At 47.6% G+C, this 23,616-nt stretch carries 23 protein-coding genes; 15 read left to right on the top strand and 8 right to left on the bottom strand.

Going from position 1 to position 23,616, the window contains the following annotated elements; translation table 11 throughout:
• Positions 1-255 precede the first annotated feature (255 nt).
• Together K7R11_RS01290 and K7R11_RS01285 are read left to right on the top strand one after the other, a co-directional pair.
• Complete coding sequence (locus K7R11_RS01290; protein WP_224488030.1) at positions 256-519, top strand: hypothetical protein; 264 nt, start codon at positions 256-258, stop codon at positions 517-519.
• A 499-nt stretch (positions 520-1,018) separates the two neighbouring features.
• Positions 1,019-1,426, top strand: coding sequence for a hypothetical protein (locus tag K7R11_RS01285; RefSeq protein WP_224488029.1), 408 nt, complete (start codon positions 1,019-1,021; stop codon positions 1,424-1,426).
• A gap of 37 nt (positions 1,427-1,463) precedes the next feature.
• Here K7R11_RS01285 and K7R11_RS01280 read toward each other — a convergent pair whose 3' ends face one another.
• Complete coding sequence (locus K7R11_RS01280) at positions 1,464-1,811, bottom strand: four helix bundle protein (protein ID WP_224488028.1); 348 nt, start codon at positions 1,809-1,811, stop codon at positions 1,464-1,466.
• Between the two features lie 44 nt (positions 1,812-1,855).
• Here K7R11_RS01280 and K7R11_RS01275 point away from each other — a divergent pair, with 44 nt between their 5' ends.
• Together K7R11_RS01275 and K7R11_RS01270 are read left to right on the top strand one after the other, a co-directional pair.
• Entirely contained in the window at positions 1,856-2,851 is a 996-nt protein-coding gene (locus K7R11_RS01275) for a tetratricopeptide repeat protein (RefSeq protein WP_224488027.1), read from the top strand.
• A 280-nt stretch (positions 2,852-3,131) separates the two neighbouring features.
• On the top strand, positions 3,132-3,605 hold the full coding sequence (locus K7R11_RS01270) for a nucleoside deaminase (RefSeq protein WP_224488026.1): 474 nt from the start codon (positions 3,132-3,134) through the stop codon (positions 3,603-3,605).
• Between the two features lie 221 nt (positions 3,606-3,826).
• Here K7R11_RS01270 and K7R11_RS01265 read toward each other — a convergent pair whose 3' ends face one another.
• Positions 3,827-5,812, bottom strand: coding sequence for a sensor histidine kinase (locus tag K7R11_RS01265; protein WP_224488025.1), 1,986 nt, complete (start codon positions 5,810-5,812; stop codon positions 3,827-3,829).
• 292 nt (positions 5,813-6,104) lie between these two features.
• Here K7R11_RS01265 and K7R11_RS01260 point away from each other — a divergent pair, with 292 nt between their 5' ends.
• On the top strand, positions 6,105-8,435 hold the full coding sequence (locus K7R11_RS01260; RefSeq protein ID WP_224488024.1) for an OmpA family protein: 2,331 nt from the start codon (positions 6,105-6,107) through the stop codon (positions 8,433-8,435).
• Between the two features lie 543 nt (positions 8,436-8,978).
• On the opposite strand, the gene K7R11_RS01255 is transcribed toward K7R11_RS01260, so the two are convergent.
• Positions 8,979-9,578 carry a riboflavin synthase gene (locus K7R11_RS01255; protein ID WP_224488022.1) on the bottom strand — a complete coding sequence of 200 codons (600 nt, stop codon included), beginning with the start codon at positions 9,576-9,578 and terminating at the stop codon, positions 8,979-8,981.
• A gap of 122 nt (positions 9,579-9,700) precedes the next feature.
• On the opposite strand from K7R11_RS01255, the gene pdxA reads away from it, so the two are divergent.
• The 10 genes from pdxA to K7R11_RS01205 all read left to right on the top strand — a co-directional run bounded on the left by pdxA (position 9,701) and on the right by K7R11_RS01205 (position 17,968).
• A complete protein-coding gene (gene pdxA / locus K7R11_RS01250) occupies positions 9,701-10,747 on the top strand; it encodes a 4-hydroxythreonine-4-phosphate dehydrogenase PdxA (protein ID WP_224488020.1) in 1,047 nt (348 codons plus the stop codon).
• Between the two features lie 98 nt (positions 10,748-10,845).
• Positions 10,846-11,382, top strand: a complete 537-nt coding sequence (locus K7R11_RS01245) for a YceD family protein (protein ID WP_224488018.1) — start codon at positions 10,846-10,848, stop codon at positions 11,380-11,382.
• A 9-nt stretch (positions 11,383-11,391) separates the two neighbouring features.
• Positions 11,392-11,589 (top strand): 50S ribosomal protein L32, encoded by a 198-nt coding sequence (gene rpmF / locus K7R11_RS01240; RefSeq protein ID WP_136334730.1) that lies wholly within the window; start codon positions 11,392-11,394, stop codon positions 11,587-11,589.
• A 171-nt stretch (positions 11,590-11,760) separates the two neighbouring features.
• The gene (locus tag K7R11_RS01235) at positions 11,761-12,756 is read left to right on the top strand and encodes a beta-ketoacyl-ACP synthase III (RefSeq protein WP_224488016.1); all 996 of its coding nucleotides are present in this window, start codon (positions 11,761-11,763) and stop codon (positions 12,754-12,756) included.
• A 27-nt stretch (positions 12,757-12,783) separates the two neighbouring features.
• Complete coding sequence (gene accB / locus K7R11_RS01230; protein ID WP_224488014.1) at positions 12,784-13,281, top strand: acetyl-CoA carboxylase biotin carboxyl carrier protein; 498 nt, start codon at positions 12,784-12,786, stop codon at positions 13,279-13,281.
• Between the two features lie 95 nt (positions 13,282-13,376).
• Positions 13,377-14,729: an acetyl-CoA carboxylase biotin carboxylase subunit gene (accC, locus tag K7R11_RS01225; protein WP_224488012.1), complete on the top strand. Its 1,353-nt coding sequence runs from the start codon at positions 13,377-13,379 to the stop codon at positions 14,727-14,729.
• A 154-nt stretch (positions 14,730-14,883) separates the two neighbouring features.
• On the top strand, positions 14,884-15,378 hold the full coding sequence (locus tag K7R11_RS01220) for a CIA30 family protein (protein WP_224488010.1): 495 nt from the start codon (positions 14,884-14,886) through the stop codon (positions 15,376-15,378).
• Between the two features lie 276 nt (positions 15,379-15,654).
• Positions 15,655-16,827, top strand: a complete 1,173-nt coding sequence (locus tag K7R11_RS01215; RefSeq protein ID WP_458693829.1) for an NAD(P)/FAD-dependent oxidoreductase — start codon at positions 15,655-15,657, stop codon at positions 16,825-16,827.
• Positions 16,828-16,909: 82 nt separating this feature from the next.
• Positions 16,910-17,419 carry a DUF5004 domain-containing protein gene (locus tag K7R11_RS01210; protein WP_224488008.1) on the top strand — a complete coding sequence of 170 codons (510 nt, stop codon included), beginning with the start codon at positions 16,910-16,912 and terminating at the stop codon, positions 17,417-17,419.
• 78 nt (positions 17,420-17,497) lie between these two features.
• Positions 17,498-17,968: a GreA/GreB family elongation factor gene (locus K7R11_RS01205; RefSeq protein WP_224488005.1), complete on the top strand. Its 471-nt coding sequence runs from the start codon at positions 17,498-17,500 to the stop codon at positions 17,966-17,968.
• On the opposite strand, the gene K7R11_RS01200 is transcribed toward K7R11_RS01205, so the two are convergent.
• The 5 genes from K7R11_RS01200 to mscL all read right to left on the bottom strand — a co-directional run bounded on the left by K7R11_RS01200 (position 17,952) and on the right by mscL (position 23,606).
• The gene (locus K7R11_RS01200; RefSeq protein WP_224488003.1) at positions 17,952-18,926 is read right to left on the bottom strand and encodes an ABC transporter ATP-binding protein; all 975 of its coding nucleotides are present in this window, start codon (positions 18,924-18,926) and stop codon (positions 17,952-17,954) included. The genes K7R11_RS01205 and K7R11_RS01200 overlap by 17 nt on opposite strands.
• A 109-nt stretch (positions 18,927-19,035) precedes the next feature.
• Positions 19,036-21,198: a prolyl oligopeptidase family serine peptidase gene (locus K7R11_RS01195; protein WP_224488001.1), complete on the bottom strand. Its 2,163-nt coding sequence runs from the start codon at positions 21,196-21,198 to the stop codon at positions 19,036-19,038.
• A gap of 211 nt (positions 21,199-21,409) precedes the next feature.
• Positions 21,410-22,396, bottom strand: a complete 987-nt coding sequence (locus tag K7R11_RS01190) for an aspartate-semialdehyde dehydrogenase (RefSeq protein WP_224488000.1) — start codon at positions 22,394-22,396, stop codon at positions 21,410-21,412.
• Positions 22,397-22,636: 240 nt separating this feature from the next.
• Complete coding sequence (locus K7R11_RS01185) at positions 22,637-22,993, bottom strand: four helix bundle protein (protein WP_224487998.1); 357 nt, start codon at positions 22,991-22,993, stop codon at positions 22,637-22,639.
• Between the two features lie 196 nt (positions 22,994-23,189).
• Complete coding sequence (gene mscL, locus K7R11_RS01180; protein WP_224487997.1) at positions 23,190-23,606, bottom strand: large-conductance mechanosensitive channel protein MscL; 417 nt, start codon at positions 23,604-23,606, stop codon at positions 23,190-23,192.
• Positions 23,607-23,616 lie beyond the last annotated feature (10 nt).

Here is a 23,616-nt window from a genome sequence, read left to right as displayed (position 1 = left end):
ATTAATTACCCCTGTAACTTGTAACCTTTGTAACCTCCTAAACCTTCCTCCCTTACCCCTTTACCCCTTCGCTCCTTCGCTCCCCTGCCTGCCGGCAGGTAAATTCGCTACTTAGCTCCTTTGCTCATTACCCCTTCACCACCCAAACAGAAAACTTCACCACACCTGGCTACTCGCTCACAACTCTTAATCCTTTCAGGCACACTATTTTGTAAGAAAAAATCTATATTTAAGTCCCCAAATAATCCATTGTTTATGTCCCCATTCCTGCGACCGTCCAATTTTGTGGTCATGTACAAACGCAACCTTACCCATATCGTGCTGGCAGGATTTGTAGTCTACGGACTCCTGAGCGGGATCATTCTCTACAGCTATCACACCCAGACCGAGGCCCTGATCGAAGAGCAGCAAAAGCTCGCCAACAGCAACAAGAATCTCAGTGAGAAGTACGACAACCTTGTGCAGGTCGTCAATGGCTATAAACGGGAGCTGGAATCGCGGAAGGATAGTATTCAGTAAGAATTATGAATTGTGAATGACGAACTATTAATGGAGGATAGTCATTGCGACAAGGGCTTTGCCCGACGCGGCAATCTTTTTAAGTAGGACAATTCTAATTAAAGTTCAGTCAAAATTTGGGAGTCCTCAAGGCAGGCAAGTTCCCACAGGAATTTTTCAACCACGGCCATTCGGCAGTCAGTTTCACGAAAACGTTTCCTGGTTATTCCGGAGTTACTTTAATAATACTTTAAAACCTTGCAGCTTCACGCCTTCACGCCCCTGCCTGTCGGCAGACAGGTTTACAACTTTAAACCTTCACCCATTCGCCTATTTACCTATTTGCTGGAACTGTAACCTTTGTAACCCTTGTAACCCTTGTAACCCTTGTAACCCTTGTAACCCGTAACCTTAAATTCATTTTTATCGCTTTCTTCTCCCGATTCCCGACTCCCTTAATATAATTAACTGTAATTCAGTATTTTAGTATATCAAAATCACTTAAAAACAATTACGATTTATGAAACTATTTGGTATACTACTGCTGTTTGTGATGGCTGTACCCGCTGTACAGGCCCAGGACGGAAACTGGAAGAAACTGGCCGAGAAGAGTGTGGCCTTTAAAAGCGAGACCGATAAGGTAAATCTCACGGGAAATGAACGCACCGCCAACTGGATCCGCATCAAATGCGTTCAGGGCACCGTACAGATCAAGGAGGTGACTATAAAGATGGAAGGAGGCGAAAGTAAGACCTTCAACCCTGCCACCGGGTTGCTCACCAAAGGCATGGCCACTGTACCCTTCCAGGTACCCGGTAAAAAGGACGAAAAGGTGAAATCCATAGAGATGAAATACGATTCCAAAGGGACCATGGTCACCAACAAACGCGCCAAGGTCGAGGTGCAGGGGAAGTTGGATAAGGATTAGGGGATAGAGAGTAGAGAATAGAGAGTAGATAATAGGGTTAGAGTTTATTCTTTAGGGTTGATTCGAGTTTATTAAGCATTTTTTTAATTGGAATTATATGATCAATTATGAATAAGTCTGTATCCCCATATCCGATACCCTCGGATATGATTAATAGGGTTTCCAGCTCCGTTAAGGAGGCTTTAGAAATATTTAGAAATTTGATGTAATCTCTGGTTGAAGTTCGAGCAGACCCCTCAGCGATATTTGCAGCTACGGAAACTCCGGCCCTGTTAATTTGAGATACTAATCCGTACCTCTCATGTTTAGGAAAGGTATCAGTTAGGTTGTAAAGAGCAATGGCCATTTGAACACTCTTTTTCCAAACAATTAAATTGTAATGCATTGACAAAAGATATTTATAAATATAGAAAATATTCTACAAACAAAATGTTTATCTTAATTTTAAAAGAAACATCTCTACTCTCTATTCTCTATTCTCTATTCTCTGCTTTAGCTTCCTGCAACCAACAAACCAAACCCCCTGTAAGGGTTGCCTTAATTTTAAAACAAACATTTCTACTCTCCATTCTCTACTCCCTACTCTCTGTATTTGTTTCCTGCAACCAGCAAACCAAAACCCCGGAGCAGTACCCTCCCTTTGAGGAGATGGTCAAACCGGGCGATTCCCTCTTCCTCGGAGGTAATTTCGCCGGGGCGGTCAGGGAATACCGAAAAGTGATACAGGCCTACCCGGATAGTGTTTCGGCCTACAGGTCGCTCACCAGGTCCTACCTGGGTATCGGGATGTTTGATGCTTCACGGGGGATCCTGGATAAAACGGAATTTGGCGATGATACCTTAAGCACGCTGTCGAAATACCGGCGATATGCGATCTGGTCCATCTTTAAAGGGGATACCACCACCCTTCGTAAATACACCGATTCCCTGTTGAGGTATGCTTTTCATACCTATCCCAGGCCTTACCTGAATGCCGCCTTTAACGAGGTATTCCTGAAGGATTACGAATCGGCCATGGCACATTTAGAGCGGTACACGGTATATGGGGTGCCGGAGCATCCTCCGATCAATATGGGGTTTTTGTATATGAAACAGGGGGATACTGCGGCGGCCCGGGTCATTTTCAGCGAGGCCGAATCGCGGCTTACCCAGGTGCTCCTGGAGACCCCGGCAGATCCTGATGCCCTTTTTGAGCTGGCCGAGATCTATACGATGAAAGGCGACACGGCGGTCGCCATGGAGTATTTAAAACGGGCCTTGAAAACCGGGTGGGGAAATGAGTGGTGGATCTACCATATCATCAGTGATGAATCTGTTCCGGACCCCGTGTTTCAACCCCTGAGACAACACCCGCAATTTGAGCGTATACGCGATTCCCTCTACAAACAAAGACAGCTCATGAAAGCCGAGGTGATGACGGAGTGAGGGTTAGTCGGGAGTCGTTAGTAGGGAGTCGTTAGTCGTTAGTCGTTAGTAGGGGGCCTGCCTGGCAATGGCCGTGGCGATCACATCAGGTAATGTATTAGAGTGATGAGTTGGAGTCCGGACTTGTCTGCAATGGCGGGGAACAAGGCGCTTTGATTTTGAGCATTTAGGTTTTTGGAATTTGCCTTTTGGGTATTGAATTATTCATTTCCTGTAACCTGTAACCCCTGTGACCTGTAACCCCTGTAACTTGTAACCTGTAACCTTAAATTTTAAACTAATGGAAGAAGACCGAAAATATTTAGAACAGGCCATCGCCCTCGGCCGCAAAGGGATGCATAACAACAGCGGCGGACCCTTTGGTTGTGTGATCGTTAAAGAGGGTGAGGTGATCGGACGCGGATTTAACCAGGTGCTCAGCACAGTAGATCCTACCGCCCATGCCGAGGTGGTGGCCATTCGGGATGCCTGCCGTTTTCTGAATAATGGCGACCTGGCCGGGTGTACCCTGTATGCCAGCTGTGAACCCTGCCCCATGTGTCTTGGGGCCATCTACTGGGCGCGACCCGACCGGATCGTGTTTGCATGTACCAAGGAGGATGCTGCCACTATCGGTTTCGATGATGACTTTATCTATAAGGAAATTCCACTGCCCATTCAGCAGCGTAAGATCAGGACGGAGAACAAAATGCGGGAACAGGCTTTTACGATGATGAAGGAGTGGCTGGAGAAGGAAGACCGGGTAGGGTATTGATTTCCCTTCGCTGAAGCGAAGGTGAAATTGTTAATGGTGGATTCAGGCGAATGCCTGAAGACGGAAGGGGTGTTCCTGATGAACAATGATCTCAATTATCAGGTGGCTTCGCGGTGACTTTCTCTCTTTTTCTTAAGTCTCATATTCAAAACGCACCATTTACAACTCACAACTCACAACTAACGACCTACCGTGCTTCGCACAGGCAGGCAAGCTCCCGACTAACCATAAACCACCTCCACCTTCACGCCTTTGCCCTCGGCGCTATCCAGTTTAAACCGGCCTCCGGTTTGGGTAACCCGGCTTTTCATATTGTGCAGACCGCCGTTTTCAAGTTGACCGTTCATCTTCATCCCTTTTCCATTGTCTTTGTAAGTCACCTGAAGGAGTTTTCCCTGCTGCGTAAAAGTGATCACCACCAGAGTGGCTTCGCTGTGTTTGCGCATGTTCACCAACAGTTCCTGGAGGGAACGGTAAAGGGCCTCCTGCCTGTGGGTTTCCACCTTGCTCCAGTCGATCTGATTTAATCCGCGGGCCAGGATATTGGTATGGCCGCTCTGGTACTGTTCTATTAGGTGGTCCAGGACCTCGTCAAAATGCTTGCCGGTAACCACGGTGGCATTATCCCTGGAGATGTCCCGGGTTCGCTGGTACAGGTGCTCCAGGTTATCGAGCAGGGTACTCTTGGTGGTATCCTTCTCGAGGTTGTTAAGTTCGGCAAAGGTCATGGTGTTGTACAGGTCGTTGGCCAGTTCATCGTGAATACGCTTGGCAATGCGTGACTCCGTCTTTCGGATCTCCTCCGATTGCTGTAACAGGTGGCGGGTACGCATAAGCCGGTAGCTTTGGAATCCGGCCCCGAGAAGCAGGGCAATGCCTACTGTCAGGGCAATGTTCTGCATTCTGCTGCGCTCCAGTTTCAGCTGCTGTTCCCTGGCCTGAGCTTCCAGTTCGTTGTTTTCTGTGCGGGTGCGTTCTACGTCGTAAAGATATCGTCCAAAGAGATTCTGAGAATTGTTGACCTCCCTGTTCAGGCTGTCATTAAGGTTTTGAAATTGCAGTGCATAAGCCTTGGGATTCGGATGGATCTCGACCAAAAGTTTCAGGGCATCGAGCTCTTCTTCCAGCATGTGGGTATCTCTTGCGTAATCCAGGGATTTAAGGGCAAATTCACGGGCTCTCACCAGGTCGTTCCTGTTGTAAAGAGCCATGCGGTAGTATACGGAAGCCAGGTCGTCTTTGGCTCCAATACTGCTCCAAAGGTCCCTTGCTTCTTCGTAGAGCGCCATGCTGCCCTCCAGTCCAAGATCGGCCTTTACATAACCGAGGTTGGCAAGTGCCCGGGCTTTATCTGACCTTAATTTGGGGCTCAGTAATGCTACTTTAGAGTTGTATAGGGAGTCTGTTCTGATGTCCTCGAGGATCTCCATGGATTTCCTTTTATCCCCCTTCTCGCCCCGGCGGAAATAGCCCATGGCCAGGTTGTTCTGTAAGATGAGCCGGATCTTGTCTTCCTTTGCCAGTTTTAGGGCTTCATTAAGCCAATAGATCTTTTCGTTATAATCCTTGTTTGCACCGGATACGGTGGCAAGGACGTTGAATAATTTCAATTTCTCAGAATCCTTGCGGGTATAGGGAAGTCCTTCCAGTGCAACCTTCTCCGCTTCCCTGTTGAGGGAGTGAGACCTCAGCATATTGGCCACGGTCAGGGCTGACTTGAATACCAGGGAGCTGTCTTTGATCTTTTTCGCGAGTGCGATGCCTTTGACCCCGTATTTATGGGAGGCATTTATGGCATTGGCCACAGAATAATAATAGGAAAGCCGGTAATAGGCGTCGGCAAGCAAAGTGCTGTCATTCTTGTCCATGGCCATTTTTTCATATCCATGGGTCAGCGCCAGGGTGCTGTCTAACAGGAATAACTCTCTGCTCAGGCCGATCATCTGCTGGTACACCTTCGCTTTTAACGTATCGTGAAGCTCCTCTTTAAACAGGGCGGTTTGCAGGTCCCACGCCTTCGAGAAATTTCTGTTCGCCTCTTCCGGGATGGTGTCTTTTTTTGCCTTTTCTTTCAGCTCCATGGCTTCCAGGAACCGGGAGTAGGCCTGGCTTTCATGTTCCGTTACGATAAGGGTCTCCTCTGTACTGCTGTCAGCACAACTCTGAAGCAGCATTACAAGACAAAAAAACCAAAGGTATGTACGCATGTATCTCAAGGATTTAGGGTCGGGTAATATATAGAATTATTTCAGATATAGAAAATAGTTTAATACCCTAATTCAATAACATTTTAACTCACAAAAAATATCAGACACAGCTGATATGCAGAAGTATATACGGCATTGGTTGTGCTAAATAACCCACATATATGCTTTTTAACTGTAATATTTGCATTTTGTCTGTTTGGGCATTTACCTTAGAGGCAAAAGTGTGAATTTGTAGATAAGGTCGATGCCGCAGCGCAGACAGCCTTGTGAATTCATTTTTATTTGGTACTTAATGGGGCGTAAAGTACTTCAGTTTATAAGACAATTCAGCTGGTTATTGCTGTTTGGGGCGATGGGGCTTCAGGCACAGGACCGTCGACTGCAAAAGGCTGAGGAATCTTATGATCAGCTCAATTATTCCAAAGCCACCCGCCTGTATGAAGGGGTGGTAAAACAAGGGGGACACAGCCCTGACGTCTACGCCAAACTGGCCAATTCCTTTTATTTCATAGCCGATTACGAAAACGCGGCTTCCTATTACCACAAACTTTTTGAGATCGTTCCCGATCCTGATCCGGAATTGTATTTCCGTTTTGCCCAGGCCCTTAAGACCGTGGGCGATTACAATCGTTCGGACGAGATCATGAATGCCTTATACCGAAAGAATCAGAACGACGCCAGGGCACGATTGCTGCAGCTGCACAAGAACTACCGCCAGGAGATACGCCGGCAAAAAGACAGGTTTACGGTGAGCAGGATAAACGGGAATACCCGCTATTCCGAGTTCGGGCCGGTATGGTATGGCGATGAGGTGGTGTTTACCTCTACCCGCGATACCGGTGGGGCCGTTAAAAATCAGCACGGATGGGACCAGGCCTACTTCCAGGAGATCTACAGGGCCGGTCGGGACACGGCTACAGGCAACCTTCAGGGAATCAAGAAGTTTTCAGAGACGATCAATTCGCGATATCACGAAAGTACGGCTACCTTTTCAGCCGATGGTCAGCGGATCTGGTTTACCCGTAATAATTCAACAGGGAAGAAACTTAAAAAAGATAAGGATGGTATTACCCGGCTGATGATCATGACCGCCGAACGCCTTCCCCGCGGAGGGTGGACAGAGCCCGAACCGGTGCCTTTTAATGATGATGGGTGGTCTGTGGCGCACCCGGCTCTGAGTGCCGACGGGAAGGTGTTGTATTTTGCCAGCGATATGCCCGGCACCAAAGGCGCTTCTGATATTTTTGCAGTAGCCATCAAGGAAGACGGGTCCTACGGAATTCCTCAGCCGGTGCAGGGCGTGATCAATACCGAAGGAAGGGAGACCTTTCCTTTTGTGTCCAACGGAAAGCTTTATTTTGCCAGTGACGGTCATCCCGGTTTGGGCGGACTGGATATCTACGAGGCAGAGTTGCTCGACCCGTATATCGTGGGACGCATCAATAACCTGGGGTCGCCGGTAAACACCAGAAGAGACGATTTTAGCATGCTTACCGATGCCAGCGGGCAGGTGGGATATATTTCCAGTAACCGCTGGGGCGGAAGGGGAGGCGACGATATCTATGCTATCAAAGCCAATGATGAATATATCGATGTGGAGGGGATCATCATCGATCTTGAAAGCGGAGAGCCTATTGTGGAAGCTAATGTAACCTTGCTGAAGGATGGTAATGTAATCGATTCTACCCTCACTAACCACCAGGGAGCTTATCTTTTTGAGAACGTTCGTAATGACGGAGAGGTCTGGGTGGAAGCCGAAAAGAAGGATTACGGTAAGGAGAATATGGATGTTAAGGAAGATGGCAGGTATTACGATATTGCCCTGAAGCCCGAACTGGAGCAACTGGTAAGACGTGACCTGCTGGAAGTGCTTGATTTTAATGATATTTATTTTGATTTTGATCGTTCGGTCATCCGCCGCGACGCTGCTGTGGAACTGGATAAGATCGCAGAATACCTCAATAAGAACAAAGAGCTTACCCTGGAGATCATTTCCTTTACCGATAGCCGCGGGTCCCGTGCCTATAACCAGAAACTGTCTGATCGCAGGGCGGAAAGCACTGCGAATTACCTGATCTCAAAAGGGGTGGATAAGGACAGGATCAAAGCGGTGGGACTCGGAGAACGTCACCTGGTTACCGACTGTCCGGACGGGGTAAATTGTACCCGGGAAGACCACCAGCTTAACAGGCGATCTGAATTCTACATCTCGAACGATCCGGATCGTGAACGGGTGGAGTACTATATGGCCGAGGGTATGGACGAAACATCCGGAAAAACCGCAGCGGTGGAAAGTGGCTCCGCATCCGATCCGGAAAAAGCTTCCGGAAATGTACCGGAAGCCACCAGGCGAAGGGGGATGATCCCGGAGCTTAGCGTGAGTCCGAACTCCCTTTCTCCGGCAGCCTATGCTGTGCAACTCGCCGCTTACAAGGCCGGAGAGAATATAGACCTCGACCGCTTTGCCGCCGTTAACGACCTGGTACTGGAAAAAGGAAACGATGGCTATACCCGTTTATTCTCAGGGATCTTCCAGAAGAAAGGCCAGGCCTATGCTCACCTCAATGAACTCAAACAACGCGGCTACCGCGGATTTGTACGAACCCTGGAGCCGGTTCGTTAGGAGTTAGTCGGGAGTCGTTAGTCGGAAGTCGGGAGTCGTTAGTGGGGAGTCGGGAGGAACAGTTGGAGTTTGAGTTGGAGTTGGAGTTGGAGTTTGAGTTTGAGGGGAGAATCATTGCATACGAGCGAACCCACCTGTTGAATGACACTTTTTCTATTTCGGTAAACACCACACAATTATTTTTTAAAATATCACATCGGTCAGCGCTTTTCGCTGCCATTTTTCCTTGTAAGGGGAAGTTGCTTTTATTAATTAGGATGCGTAGCAGAATTTTCAACCTATTCTCAGCCTAACAGAGGGAACTGTCCGAAGGACTGAGTGGGTGATTTAAAGGTTTAAGTCATGGATAAACATCTCCCCTCAGTAGGGGAAGGTCTAGGAGGAACATAGGGCGTAGCATAGGTGTTCCTTCCCTTTAGAGGGGGGCTGGCTAAATTAAAGCGGACGGGAGGATTCTGTCAGGCGAGCATAAGGACTTGACCTGATTTTCAGCGCTCAGACCCAAACCCAAACTCCAACTCCAACTCCAACTCCAACTCAAACTCAAAACTCCTTTCCTCTTAGCTCCATAATCCTTGCCACATACTTCCCAACCACATCAAATTCCAGGTTGACGATCGTGCCTACCTTGTAGTTTTTGAAGATGGTGTGATCATAGGTATAGGGAATGATGGCCACGCTAAAATGGTCTTTTCCGGAGTCTACCACGGTAAGGCTGGTGCCGTCTATGGTAACAGAGCCTTTTTCGATGGTGACGTTGCTCTTCTCCGGGTCGTAGGTAAAGGAGAAGCGCCAGCTGCCGTCTTCTTCCCTGATCCGGGTGCAAATTCCGGTTTGGTCTACATGGCCCTGCACAATATGTCCGTCGAGGCGGGCCCCCATTTTCATGGCGCGCTCCAGGTTCACCTGGTCGCCTACCTTCCAGTGGCTCAGATTGGTCTTGTTCAGGGTCTCCTGGATGGCAGTAACCACATACGACCTGTCCTTAATAGCCACCACGGTAAGACATACCCCGTTATGGGCCACGCTTTGGTCGATCTTAAGCTCATGGGTGATGTTGCTTTCGATATGAATATGCAGGTTTTCCTTTTCTTTTTCCAGTTTGGTAATGGTTCCCAACTCTTCGATAATGCCTGTGAACATTCTGATTTAATTTGGTTAAATTTGCTTTTAAAGGCAGCTGAATTATGAGGTGTAAAGATAGGGAAAGCTGTCAACAACTCATACCTGCCCGATTTTGAACAACCGAAAATTTCACACTTGAAATGAAAAGTGAAGAACGTATAAAAGTAGGGATCTCCATGGGCGATCTCAACGGTATTGGCGTGGAGATCATTCTGAAGACCTTTGAAGATAGTCGCATGCTCGATTTTTGCACCCCGGTGATCTTCGGATCTACCAAGGTGCTGTCGTATCAGCGCAAAGCCCTTAATATCAATATGACCTACCAGGGAGTGGAAGCCGTTGATAAGGTGGTGCACGGGAAGATTAATGTGGTTAACGTCTGGAAGGAAACCCCCGATATTGAGCCCGGGAAGGAAACGGAGGAAGGTGGTAAATACGCCTGGCTTTCCCTGAAGGCAGCCGTGGAGGCGCTGAAAAACGAGGATGTGGATGTCCTGGTTACGGCCCCCATCAATAAGCACAATATTCAGAGTGCCGATTTTAAGTTTCCCGGGCATACCGATTACCTGGCCCAGGAGCTGGAGGGAGATGCCCTGATGTTTATGATAAGCGATGGCCTTCGTGTAGGCCTGCTTACCGACCATGTGCCGGTAAAGGATGTACCTGGCCATATTACCCCGGAACTCATCAAAAAGAAGGTGAAGATCATCCACGATTCCCTGCTGAAGGATTTCAGGATCCGCCGTCCGCGTATTGCTGTTTTAGGCATTAATCCGCATTCGGGAGACCAGGGCGTGATCGGGAATGAAGACGATGAGGTGGTACGCCCTGTATTGCAGGAGATGCATGAAGGCGGAATTTTGGTTTACGGTCCGTATTCTGCCGACAGTTTCTTCGGCAGCGGGACCTATAAGCAGTTTGATGCGGTGGTTGCCGCCTATCACGACCAGGGGCTTATTCCATTCAAGACGCTGAGCTTCGGGAATGGAGTGAATTATACGGCCGGACTGAGCAGGGTACGCACGTCTCCCGATCACGGAACGGCTTATGAGATCGCGGGAAAAGGGAAGGCCGATCACCATTCTTTTGAAGAGGCTGTTTTTGCCGCCATGGCCATCTTCAGAAACCGTCAGGAATACGCTGAGATCACCTCAAATCCCCTGAAAAAGCTATCCGGCAAGTTATGAACAAAAAAAAGTTGATAACATGATTATGATTCATAAAAATTTATATCTTTGCACCCGCCTTATCCTTAAGGAGATGGCTTTGAAAACTGATGTTTAAAATGAAGCAGTTAAAGGAGTTCGATATTCCTTTTGTTGGGTTGAAACTCGGAAAACACCAGTTTGATTATCAAATTGATAATTCGTTCTTTGAGGCTTTTAACTATGACGAATTTGCTTCCGCAGCAGTGGAGGTAAAGGTTGTTTTAGAGAAAAAGAGCACTATGCTGGAGCTTCTTATTGAAGGTGACGGCGCGGTTAACGTGCCATGTGACCTTACTGATGAGCCCTTCGATCTGCCGGTAGACGGCAAGCTTCACCTGGTGGTGAAGTTCGGGGATGAATACAATGATGAAAACGAAGAGTTACTCATTATTCCTCACGGAGAACATCAGATCAATATTGCCCAGTACATCTACGAGATGATGGTATTAGCGGTTCCCGCCAAAAGGGTTCACCCCGGCGTGAAAGACGGTACCTTGTCGAGTGATATCTTGAAAAAGCTTGAAGAATTTCAACCGAAGGAAGAGAACAAAAATAATGACGGGGATACAGATCCGCGTTGGGACACACTGAAGAAACTATTAACGGATAAATAAGATTTAAAGATGGCACATCCTAAAAGAAGACAGTCCAGCACAAGAAGAGATAAGAGAAGAACGCATTATAAGGCGACTGCTCCTCAGATTGCTGTTGATCCTACTACCGGAGAAGCGCACGTTTATCACAGAGCTCACTGGCACGAAGGTAAACTTTACTACAGAGGCCAGGTACTTATCGATAACTCTGCAGAAGAAGTAGCTTAAGGAAGAAATACAGACGACAATAGAAACTCTCACCCATGTGAGAGTTTTTTTTGTCAAAATTTTTCTAAGGGCTAAAAACCAATTATTTTGCACCCTGATTCAGATAAAAATTAGTAATTTCAACAAATTTTTATCGAATTTTGCACGTTTTAGGATTAAAACTAGCGGATTATGAGTGAACTTAAAGCAGCTATCACTGCTGTGGGAGCTTACGTTCCCGATTATGTGCTGACCAACAAGGAATTAGAAACCATGGTCGACACCAATGATGAGTGGATTACTTCCAGGACCGGGATCAAAGAACGACATATCCTAAAAGAGGAAGGTAAAGGTACTTCCTATCTCGCCATAAAAGCGGCTCAGAACCTGATGGAGAAGAGCGGCTTAAACCCCGAAGACATCGATTTGGTTATCGTAGCCTCGGCTACGCCAGATATGCCCGTTGCCGCAACAGCCACCTATGTGGCCAGCGAGATCGGTGCAAAAAATGCGTTTTCCTACGACCTTCAGGCCGCCTGTTCCAGCTTCCTTTACGGGATGTCTGTAGCATCCGCCTATATTGAAAGTGGGCGCTATAAAAAGGTGTTGCTTATCGGAGCCGACAAGATGTCGTCTATTATTGACTATACCGACCGGACCACCTGTATTATTTTCGGGGATGGTGCCGGAGCGGTTTTGTTTGAACCCAACCAGGAGGGGTATGGCCTTCAGGATGAATTCCTCAGAACTGATGGTATAGGAAGGGAATTCCTGAAGATTGAAGCCGGAGGATCTATTCTTCCTGCCAGCGAGGAAACGGTTCGCAATAAAAAGCACTTTGTATACCAGGATGGAAAGAACGTATTTAAATACGCGGTTTCCAATATGGCTGATGTCGCTGCGCGAATCATGGATCGCAATGACCTGAGCAGGGAAGATGTTCAATGGCTGGTGCCTCACCAGGCCAATAAACGCATCATCGATGCTACTGCAAACCGCATGGGTGTGGAAAGTGAAAAGGTAATGGTAAATATCCATAAGTATGGGAATACCACCTCGGCCACCCTGCCGCTGTTGCTTGCAGATTATGAAAAACAATTGAAAAAAGGAGATAACTTAATTTTTGCAGCCTTTGGCGGTGGATTTACCTGGGGGTCGATCTACCTGAAATGGGCTTATAACTCTTAACAAACACACTAATCTAACAGAGTAATCATGGATTTAAAAGAAATTCAAAGTTTGATCAAATTCGTGGCAAAATCCGGAGCAAGCGAAGTAAAGCTTGAGATGGAGGATGTTAAGATCACTATTAAGACAACATCTGATGAGAAGAAGGGTGAAGCCACAACCTATGTGCAACACATCCCTATGAATCAGCCTATGGCACAGGCCCCGGCTCCGGCTGCCCCTGCTGCCCCCGCTCCCGCAGCTGCAGAATCTGCTGCCCCTGCTGCCAGTGACGAAGACAGTAAATACGTTACCATAAAATCGCCTATCATCGGTACTTTCTACAGAAAACCTTCTCCCGATAAGCCTGCCTTTGTTGAGGTTGGTGATAGCATCGGACAAGGAGATGTGCTTTGTGTGATCGAGGCCATGAAACTCTTTAACGAGATCGAGAGTGAAGTGAGTGGAAAGATCGTAAAGGTGCTTGTAGACGATTCTACACCTGTAGAGTTTGATCAGCCTTTATTCCTTGTTGACCCATCTTAATCGAGAACTTCTGACCTGTTATTCCCGGCAGCCATTGTCAAGAGTGGAGGCCCCGGAAAAAGGGTTGTAAGTACGAATCTAAAATATCGAATGATATGTTTAAAAAGATACTGATTGCCAACAGAGGAGAGATCGCACTTCGTGTGATCAGAACCTGTAAGGAGATGGGAATTAAGACCGTGGCGGTTTATTCTACCGCCGATGCCGAAAGCCTTCACGTGCGTTTTGCCGATGAGGCGGTATGTATCGGCCCGGCTCCTTCCAAGGACTCCTACCTTAAAATAGCGAATATCATTGCAGCGGCAGAGATCACCAATGCCGATGCCATTCACCCGGGTTACGGGTTCCTGTCTGAAAATGCCAATTTTTCCAGGATCTGCAGGGAACACGGAATAAAATTTATCGGAGCTTCTCCGGAACAGATCGAACGGATGGGAGATAAGGCTACGGCCAAAACGACCATGAAAGAAGCCGGGGTTCCTACCATTCCCGGAAGCGAAGGCCTGCTGGAGAGTTTACAGCAAGCTCAACAGCTGGCCGGCGAAATGGGGTATCCCGTAATGCTCAAGGCTACCGCCGGAGGTGGCGGAAAGGGTATGCGTGCTGTCTGGAAGAAGGAAGACCTTCAGAAAGCCTATGAAAGTGCCAAGCAGGAAGCCGGAGCTGCCTTTGGAAACGATGGGATGTATATGGAAAAGCTTATCGAAGAGCCACGCCATATCGAGATCCAGATCGTTGGAGACCAGTTCGGAAAAGCCTGTCACCTTTCAGAGCGTAACTGTTCCGTACAGCGTCGTCACCAGAAGCTTACCGAAGAAACGCCATCGCCGTTTATGACCGATGAACTTCGTGAGGCCATGGGACTGGCTGCAGTAAAGGCTGCCGAATACATCAAATACGAAGGTGCAGGTACGGTAGAGTTCCTGGTGGATAAGCACCGTAACTTCTACTTTATGGAGATGAATACCCGTATCCAGGTAGAGCACCCGATCACCGAGCAGGTGATCGATTATGACCTGATCCGCGAGCAGATCCTCGTGGCTGCAGGGGTGCCGATCTCCGGGAAGAACTATACGCCAAAGCTGCATTCTATCGAGTGCCGTATCAACGCAGAAGATCCTTATAACGATTTTCGTCCCTCTCCGGGAAGGATCACCACCCTGCATGCCCCTGGAGGGCACGGGGTGCGTCTGGATACGCATGTGTACAGCGGATACACCATCCCGCCTAACTACGACTCTATGATCGCCAAACTTATTACCACCGCCCAGACCAGGGAGGAGGCCATTCATAAAATGAAACGTGCCCTGGATGAGTTTGTGATCGAAGGTATAAAAACCACCATCCCCTTCCACCGCCAGTTGATGGAGCACCCTGATTATATCGCAGGGAACTACACCACCAAGTTTATGGAGGATTTCAAAATGAAACCGGAAGAGGTAGAATAAATAAAAAGCCCCGCTGCAAAGCGGGGCTTTTTTATTATGTAGCACTACGGAAGATCGGTGAGTTCCCAACCCGGATGGGATTATTTTATTGTTGTACCTTATAAGGATGAAATTCGTTGGATACGCCTTTTGTTTTATTTTAACCCTGGTAAGCATGCAATCTGAACTCGTGATCTATGATTTTGCCTCCCGGCCCGATACCGGGGCGTGGGCCATTGTTAATGATGTGGTCATGGGAGGTGCGTCCAATGCACAGATCCGGAAAAACCAGGCGGGGAACGGGGTGTTCTCCGGTCACGTTTCCCTGGAGAATAACGGCGGATTCGCATCGGTGCGTTTGCGGCTTTCCCCCGTTGATATCAGCGATTTTTCAACCATTCATCTACGGGTAAAGGGGGAGCCTGCCCGCTACCAGGTGCGCTGCAAGTCCAACTGGGGCGATCCTCAGAGCTATGTGGCTTATTTTGAAACGAACGGTACCTGGCAGGAGGTGGTGATATCCCTGGGATCTATGTATCCCACCTTCAGAGGGAACAGGCTCGATATGCCTGATTATTCGGGAGAAATGCTCTCTGAAGTTGCTTTACTCATAGGGAATAAAAAGGAAGAAGATTTCAAAGTGGAATTGGAAAAGATCTGGTTGGAGTAAATTGCATTAGCTTGCCACAAGCATCATAGCCTTAAAGTCTCCATTGGTGTTTTATATAAATCCTGCTTACGCTTTAATTCGGCAATCTTGGAAATTTTGCATTTACCCCCTGTGGAAGCAGGTATGTATGCCCCTGTCGCTCAAGCGATGGATGGCTTTTTTTAGCATGGTCTGGCTTTTCTTTTACACACATAAAGTATTGTAAATGAGTAAGTTAAAATCAAAAATATTTTTTGATTCTCATTGCTATTTTCCGGAATTATATATCTTTAAGATATGAAAGCCAATCCTGCGACCCATAGTATGCCCCTGGCATTTGTTAACCATTCGGTTTCTTCCGGTTTTTCCTATTGGGAGATCCGGGAATTTTTTGATGAACCGGATTTTGTGGTGGTAGGGGCCGGCATTGTTGGGCTCAATTGCGCCCTTTCCCTTCGTGAGCGCCATCCCAAGGCCAGGATCCTGGTGCTTGAACGCGGACTCTTGCCACAGGGTGCCAGTACTAAAAATGCGGGATTTGCATGTTTTGGCAGTCTTTCTGAACTTTTGGATGATATGAACACCCAAACCGAAGATGAAATGCTGGCCTTAGTAGAAAAACGCTACCAGGGCATCCAGTTGCTACGAAAAAATCTGGGCGATAAAGCCATAGGTTATAAACCCCACGGGGGGTACGAGGTCTTTCTTAAGGGAGACCCCGAATTTTTTATGGCCTGCCTGGAACATCGTAAGCGGGTGAATAAAATTCTGAAACCCCTCTTCCGGAAAAAAGTCTTTGAAGTAGTTCCCAACACCTTTGGTTTTGAAGGTGTTCAGGATTACCTGATGAAGAACCGTTACGAAGGGCAGCTCAATACCGGGAAGATGATGCTGGCGCTTCAGTCCAAATGCATCAAAAAGGAGATCCGTATTCTGTTTGGGGTAAGCCTGGAGGACTTTACCGATCTTAACGGGAAGGTGGCTGTAAAAACCAGTCTCCGGGAATTTACCTGCGGGAAACTCTACCTGGCTACCAACGGCTTTGCCAGCTCTGTACTTGGGGATTCCGTTTCTCCTGCCCGCGCCCAGGTGCTTATTACCAAACCCATAAAAAAGCTGAAGATCAAAGGCAGTTTCCATATCGATCGCGGGTATTATTACTTCAGAAATATAAACGACCGTATCCTTTTGGGTGGTGGTCGAAACCTCGATCCCCTTGGAGAGAAAACTGCGGAGTTCGGAATGACGCCCCTGATCCAGGGGAAACTCGAGCAATTGCTGAAAGAGGTGATCCTTCCGGGCACTCCTTTTGAGATCGATACCCGGTGGAGTGGCATTATGGGGGTAGGTACTTCTAAGGTTCCGGTGCTCAAGAGTCTTTCTGACAACGTTGCCTGCGGCGTGCGTCTCGGCGGAATGGGCGTGGCTATAGGAAGCCAGACCGGTAAGGAATTGAGTCGTATTTTTTAAGGATACCGGTGCTGGCAATTTTTAATAGAATCATTGGTGTCCTATTCCATTTTTCGGTTATAAGACTGAAACTACTGCTGTTATGATACGATCAATTTCCCTGTTGCTTTTCTTTTGCATGATCTTTTCTGGCTGCTCCAAAGATGAAGGCCCGGGTTGCCCGGAAGACTTTAGCGGTCCGCTTTCGGCAGGAGAGGAGGTGATGCCTGGCATGTGGCAATTAAGCGGACTGGTGGGGGCGGTGCCCATGGACCTCACCGACGATGATATTGATAACCCGGATACCGACCTGTTTGCCCAATTGGGAGATTGTGCAAAGAACGCCCGGTATACTTTTGATGCGAACCGATCGGCATCCTATTACGCTTCTGTCACGGAGGGGGATGCCTGTTCTGAGAAGTTGTTATTTGATGGCACATGGAAGCTGGATGCGGGTACCTTATACCTCAATGCAGGATGCTTTAATATGCAGGCTGCCCTGGATTTTATGGATAACAACCAAAGTTTCGCCTTTTCAGTGGAAGAGATCGTCCGGGATTACCGCGAACGGGAAGTACTTATGGAAGTCACCTATATTTTTTCCCGATCCTGAACATTCCGGCTGCTCCCCGTATCCTTTATCCCACTCCTATTCTTTTTCCTTCTCCTTCCCTTTCTCTATTTTAGCTTCATGAATATCGATCTTCAGGAATTAAAAAAGGAAACCGTAAGGGTGTGCAGGCAAAAACTGGTGGAGTCTCATGAAAAGATCACCCGGCAGATAAGCGGTTTGAAAGACGCTCTTGACAGCGAATCAAAAAGCACCGCGGGCGACAAACACGAAACCGGGAGGGCAATGGTTCAACTGGAGATGGAACGTGCTGCTTCCCGCCTGAGGTTGCAGGAGGAGGAATTTCAGGTTTTTGAACGATTGGTCTACAGGGATTCCCCGGTTGCAAACAGGGTAGCAGCGGGAAGTATGGTAGACACCACGGCAGGTATTTATTTCCTGTCGGTCTCCCTTGGGATACTGAAGATCTCTGAGTTTCCCGTAATGGTGATCTCACCATTGTCACCTATAGGGCAACTCCTTCTGAGCAAGTCAGCCGGAGATACGGTGACCTTTAACGGGAAGCCGATCGGGATTAGGGCTGTGGTTTAAGGCGGTGCTCCAGGACGCCGTCTTTCAGGGTTAATCCTATGGCGAATTGTTTGTTAAGGGGATTGTCGTTTCGGAAATAGACCAGTCTTCGGCCGATACGGGCTTTAACCAGGTAAGAATGCCCTTCAAAATAATTCTCCTCGACGATGGCCTTGATCTTTCCTTCGGGGTTCAGGAAAAGCTCATGAGGGTAGATCAGCACCAGGCCTTTCCGGTCTTCTATAAACCAGGAAACGGGTAGTTGGTTTACCTCTCCGAACAGTCGCGCCACATACCGGGTTTGCGGACTCAGGTAGAGTTCCCTGGGGTTGCCGCGGTGAATGATCCTTCCGTTCTTCATGACCAGGGCTTCATCAGAAAAAGAAAGGCTGTCGGCATTGTCGTGAGTAGCTACGATACAGGCAATACCCTTATCCTTAAGGTATTCGAAGAGTTGCCTGCGCAGGGCACTCTTTTTGAAATTATCGATATTGCTAAAGGGTTCATCCAGTAAAAGGAGTTCGGGTTCCCGGGCCAGCACCCGGGCCAGGGCAACTCTTTGTTGCTGCCCGCCACTAAGCTCATCGGGTCTGCGGTCTGCAAAATCACTCATGTCTACCAGCTCCAGTAATTCTTCAATTCGCTGTTTCTTTTTTCGGGGATAAAAATTTGAAAGGAACTTTCCCACATTCTGAGCCACGGTAAGGGGAGGCATCAAATCGTAATCCTGGGCCTGGTATTTGATGAATTCTTCCCCGGGTACCAAATTAAATTCCGGGCCCAGGAGTTTTTTATCGTTCCAGTGAATACTGCCCTGCTCCGGCTGAAGCAGGCCGTAAATGATCTTAAGTAAGGTGCTTTTCCCAGAGCCGCTTTCGCCTATAACAGATAGTTGCTGTCCGGGTTGGAGCCGGAAGCTGATGTTATTTAATACTTTTTTATCGCGATAGGCGAAGGAGAGATTTTTAACCTGCAGCATAGTTGATATTTAGATACAAAGTACGTGTGATCACCTGTTCGCTAATATACTATAAAACGAAAAAACCCGGCTGTATTTAGCCGGGTTCTCCCATATGATGTGATCGGGATTATCCCTTGATCTCGTCTTTTAATACTGCCTGGTTAGGCAAAGTTTCAAAGCCCATGTTGTAAAGGGCAAAACTGAAGATGTCTGAATACAGTTCAATAGTTTTGCTCACCGGGGTTCCGGCTCCGTGACCTGCGTTGGTCTCAATACGGATCAGGGTAGGATTACTTCCTGTTTGCTTGTCCTGCAGCTCGGCTGCAAACTTAAAACTGTGGGCAGGTACTACGCGGTCGTCATGGTCTCCCGTGGTTACCAGGGTGGCAGGATAGTGGGTGCCTTCCTTTACATTGTGCACAGGAGAATACCCTTTCAGGTAATCGAACATTTCCTTGCTCTGCTCTGCAGTACCGTAGTCATAGGCCCATCCTGCACCGGCAGTAAAGGTGTGATAACGCAGCATATCCAGTACTCCAACCATAGGGATGGCTACCTTCATAAGATCAGGTCGCTGGGTCATTACCGCGCCCACCAGGAGCCCTCCGTTAGATCCCCCGCGTACGGCAAGGTATTCGGGAGAGGTGTATCCTTCTGCGATCAGGTATTCACCGGCTGCGATAAAATCGTCAAAAACATTTTGCTTTTGCATCTGGGTTCCGGCATCGTGCCATTCTTTTCCGTACTCTCCACCCCCGCGAAGGTTAGGCACGGCATAGATACCGCCCTGCTCCATCCAAACAGCCATAGCCGTACTGAAAGAAGGGGTGAGACTGATGTTAAATCCGCCGTATCCGTAAAGCATGGCAGGGTTCTTACCGTTTTTCTCCAGTCCTTTTTTGTAGGTGATGATCATCGGTACTTTGGTACCGTCCTTAGACTCGTAAAACACCTGCTCCGATTCGTAATCGTCCGGATTGAAGCTGATCTCAGGGCTAAAGTATACCTGGGAGCTGCCGTCTTCCGGGTTGTAGCTGTAGATGCTTCCTGGAGTCTTGTAATTGGTAAAGCTGTAGTACAGGGTAGTGTCTTCTTTTTTACCACCGATGCGACCTACACTTCCGATTCCGGGAAGTTCCACTTCTCTTACCAGTTCTCCCTCATAATTGTACTGGAGTACTTTGGAAACCGCATCAACCATATATTCTGCAAAGAAATAACCTGCCCCTGTACTGGGTGATAATACATTTTCGGTCTCTGCAATAAAGTCTTCCCAGTTCTCGGGAGTCGGATTGGCGGCATCTGTCTTCACCACTCTTTGGTTGGGTGCATCCAGGTCGGTCACCAGGAAAAGTGTGCTGCCTTCGTTGGTGAGCAGGTTCGTATTGCTGTCGGTATGGTCAACAATGGCCGTTAAAGGCGCATCCGGGGTACTGAGATCTTTAAGGAAAAGCTTGTTTCCGTTGGTGGAAACCGAAGCAGAGATCATCAGGTATTTGTCGTCTTCTGTAACCCGGCCTCCTACGTAACGGTGCTTCTCTTCTTCAGTACCTCCGAAGATAAGCGCATCTTCACTTTGAGGAGTGCCAAGCTTGTGATAGTATAACTTATGCTGATCGGTTTTTGCCGATAATTCACTTCCCTCCGGCTTGTCATAGCTGGAGTAAAAGAAGCCTTCATCCCCTTTCCAGGAAATGCCACTGAACTTGATGTCGTTAAGGGTGTCTTCTACGACTGTTCTGCTCACCGCATCGATCACGATCACCTTACGCCAGTCACTTCCTCCCTCAGATATGGAGTAAGCAGCCAGGTTTCCGCTTTTTGAAAAGCTGAGTCCGCTCAGGGAAGTGGTTCCGTCTTCCGAAAAGGTGTTGGGATCCAGGAAAACCTCCTCTTTGTCTTCCCCGTCTTTCTTACGGTAGATCACCGACTGGTTTTGCAACCCGTCGTTCTTGCTGTAATAGGTGTAGTCTCCCTCTTTGTAAGGAGCTCCTAATTTCTCGTAGTTCCAGATTTCTTTAAGGCGCGCCTCCATCTGGGAGCGATAGGGAATGTTTTCCAGGTACCCGAAGGTAACCTCATTCTGGGCCTTTACCCATTGGGCGGTTTCGTCTGAAAGATCGTCTTCCAGCCATCGGTAAGGGTCTTTTACTTCGGTGTCGAAATACGTGTCTGTGGTATCTACTTTTTTGGTAGCGGGGTAATTCAAAGCCATGTCAGATTTTGATTCGTCCTTACAGGACGTCAGGGCCAGTAAGGCTACCGCAAAGATGCTAAAACGTTGATTCATTTGTTGGTAAATTTTTCACTAAAATACAGAAAACTATGTTAGAAAAGCGTTAAATGAAGGGATACCGGTGCGCTTATTCCTTTAGCGTTTTTGTAACAGGGCGTTAAAGTAACGGGAGGTTTCCAGGGAAGAGAAACCTACGTGTGGTGGTTTTTTAATAAAAAAGCCCCTTCGGTATCGAAGAGGCTTTTCGGTTTGTTTTATGTTCAGGTTATACGAGTTCGTTCTCCAAAAGGTACTCTGCGATCTGAACTGCGTTGGTGGCAGCACCCTTACGCAGGTTGTCTGCAACGATCCACATATTAAGGGTGTTGGGTCGGGATTCGTCCCGTCTTATCCGGCCAACGAATACTTCATTCTTACCTTCTGCATATGCTGGCATAGGGTAGGTGTTGGTATCCGGGTTGTCCTGAACGGTAATTCCGGGGGTATCATTAAGGATACCGCGAACTTCGTTAAGTTTAAAGTCGTTCTCAAATTCGATATTCACAGATTCACTGTGCCCCCCAACAACGGGGATACGTACGGCAGTAGCGGTAACCGCGATATGCTTGTCTACGATCTTCTGGGTTTCACGAACCAGTTTCATCTCTTCCTTGGTATAGCCGTTCTCCTCAAATACGTCGCAATGTGGGAGTGCGTTTCGGTGGATGGGGTATGGGTAGGCCATCTCCTCCTGAATGCCGGCGTATTCATTTTCCAGCTGTCTTACTGCCTTTACCCCGGTTCCTGTGATGCTCTGGTAGGTAGAAACAATAACGCGTTTTGCGCTGTACTTTTTATGAAGGGGTGCAAGAGCCATGACCATCTGTATGGTGGAACAGTTCGGATTGGCGATGATCTTATCTTCGCGGGTAAGGTCGCCGGCATTGATCTCGGGTACCACGAGTTTTTTCGTGGGATCCATCCTCCAGGCAGAAGAATTGTCGATAACCGTGGTTCCGGCCTCAGCAAATTTCGGGGCCCACTCTAAAGAGGTGCCTCCACCGGCAGAGAATAAGGCAATATCCGGACGGGCGGCAACTGCATCCGCTAACCCGACCACCTTATACGTGTTGCCGTTGAATTCGATCGATTTCCCTACAGAGCGTTCTGAAGCTACAGGGATAAGTTCACTAACCGGAAACTGGCGCTCGGCCAGTACCTTTAGCATTACCTGGCCAACCATTCCGGTGGCACCAACAACTGCTATTTTCATATCAGGGGTATAATTTTACGAGGCAAATGTATAGGATTCTTTCTGTAAAACAAGGGGGTAGAATGATAATAATTTAATTATAACAAAATGTTTGTTTTGTAACAGGTGGTTGGGTAAGTAGGTAAATGGGTAAGGAGGTAAGTAGGTAAGTAGGTAGGGAGGTAGGGAGGTATATAGGTAAGGAGGTAAATAGGTAAGGAGGTAAGGAGGTATATAGGTAAGTAGGTAATTGTTGCAGAGTTACCGTTTTATTTGCGATCTCAATGACAGTTTCTGTTTATAAAGCATCTTTTGTACTGGAATGAGGTATTGGGTGATAAGGTCTGGTTTTAAGGGGTAGTTCAGCCGTTGTGAAAGTCTTAGTAATGTTTCCAGTTCTGAGGCTGATCCTGTGGCGATATTTAAAAAATGCAGGTATTCTTTGACACTATGTCGACCTGCCCCTTCGGCAATATTTGAAGGTATTGAAATGGCTGCACGATTGATTTGACTGATCAGCCCATATTTTTCTTCTTTTGGAAAAGTACTGGTCATATTGTATGCTTCGACGGCTAAATCCATACTTCTTTTCCAAACTTCCATTTCAGTGTGTAACATGATTAGTGTTTCTTTCAAATATAGAAAATAATCTATAAATTAATAATACCCATCTACCCATCTACCCATTTACCTACTTACCTATTTACCTCCATACCTATTTACCTGCTTCCCTCCAAAAAAAGAACCACCCCTTCCGAGGTGGTTTAGTTAAACATGCTACGTGTAGCGGTTTGTCCCGAACAGGCGGGATATATTATTGATTCTGTTTTCTCAGTTCATCGCGGATCTCGATCAGCAATTCTTCCTGGCTCGGTCCTTTAGGGGCGGCCGGGGCTTCTTCTTTTTTCTGTGTGCTTTCGTAAGCCTTTAATACTGCAAAGATACAGAACCCTATGATAATGAAGTCAATAACCGTTTGAATAAAACTTCCGTAGTTAATGGCAACGGCCTCGGCGATCACCTCTCCGTTCTCCATAACAGCATCTTTAAGCACGATCTTGAGTTCAGAAAAATCAACTCCTCCAAGCAAAAGCCCGATCGGAGGCATCAGTACGTCATTGGTAAAGGAAGAGACAATTTTACCAAAGGCACCACCTACAATAACCGCGGTAGCCAGGTTTACGATATCTCCTTTGAGGAGAAACTTTTTAAAGTCTGATAAGAATCCCATAGTAAAAGAA

It is taken from the genome of Robertkochia flava, assembly GCF_020166515.1.
In the GTDB taxonomy this organism is placed as follows: Bacteria; Bacteroidota; Bacteroidia; order Flavobacteriales; family Flavobacteriaceae; genus Robertkochia; species Robertkochia flava.
Note: the sequence above shows the minus strand (reverse complement) of the source record. Positions and strands in the feature narration are given on the sequence as shown.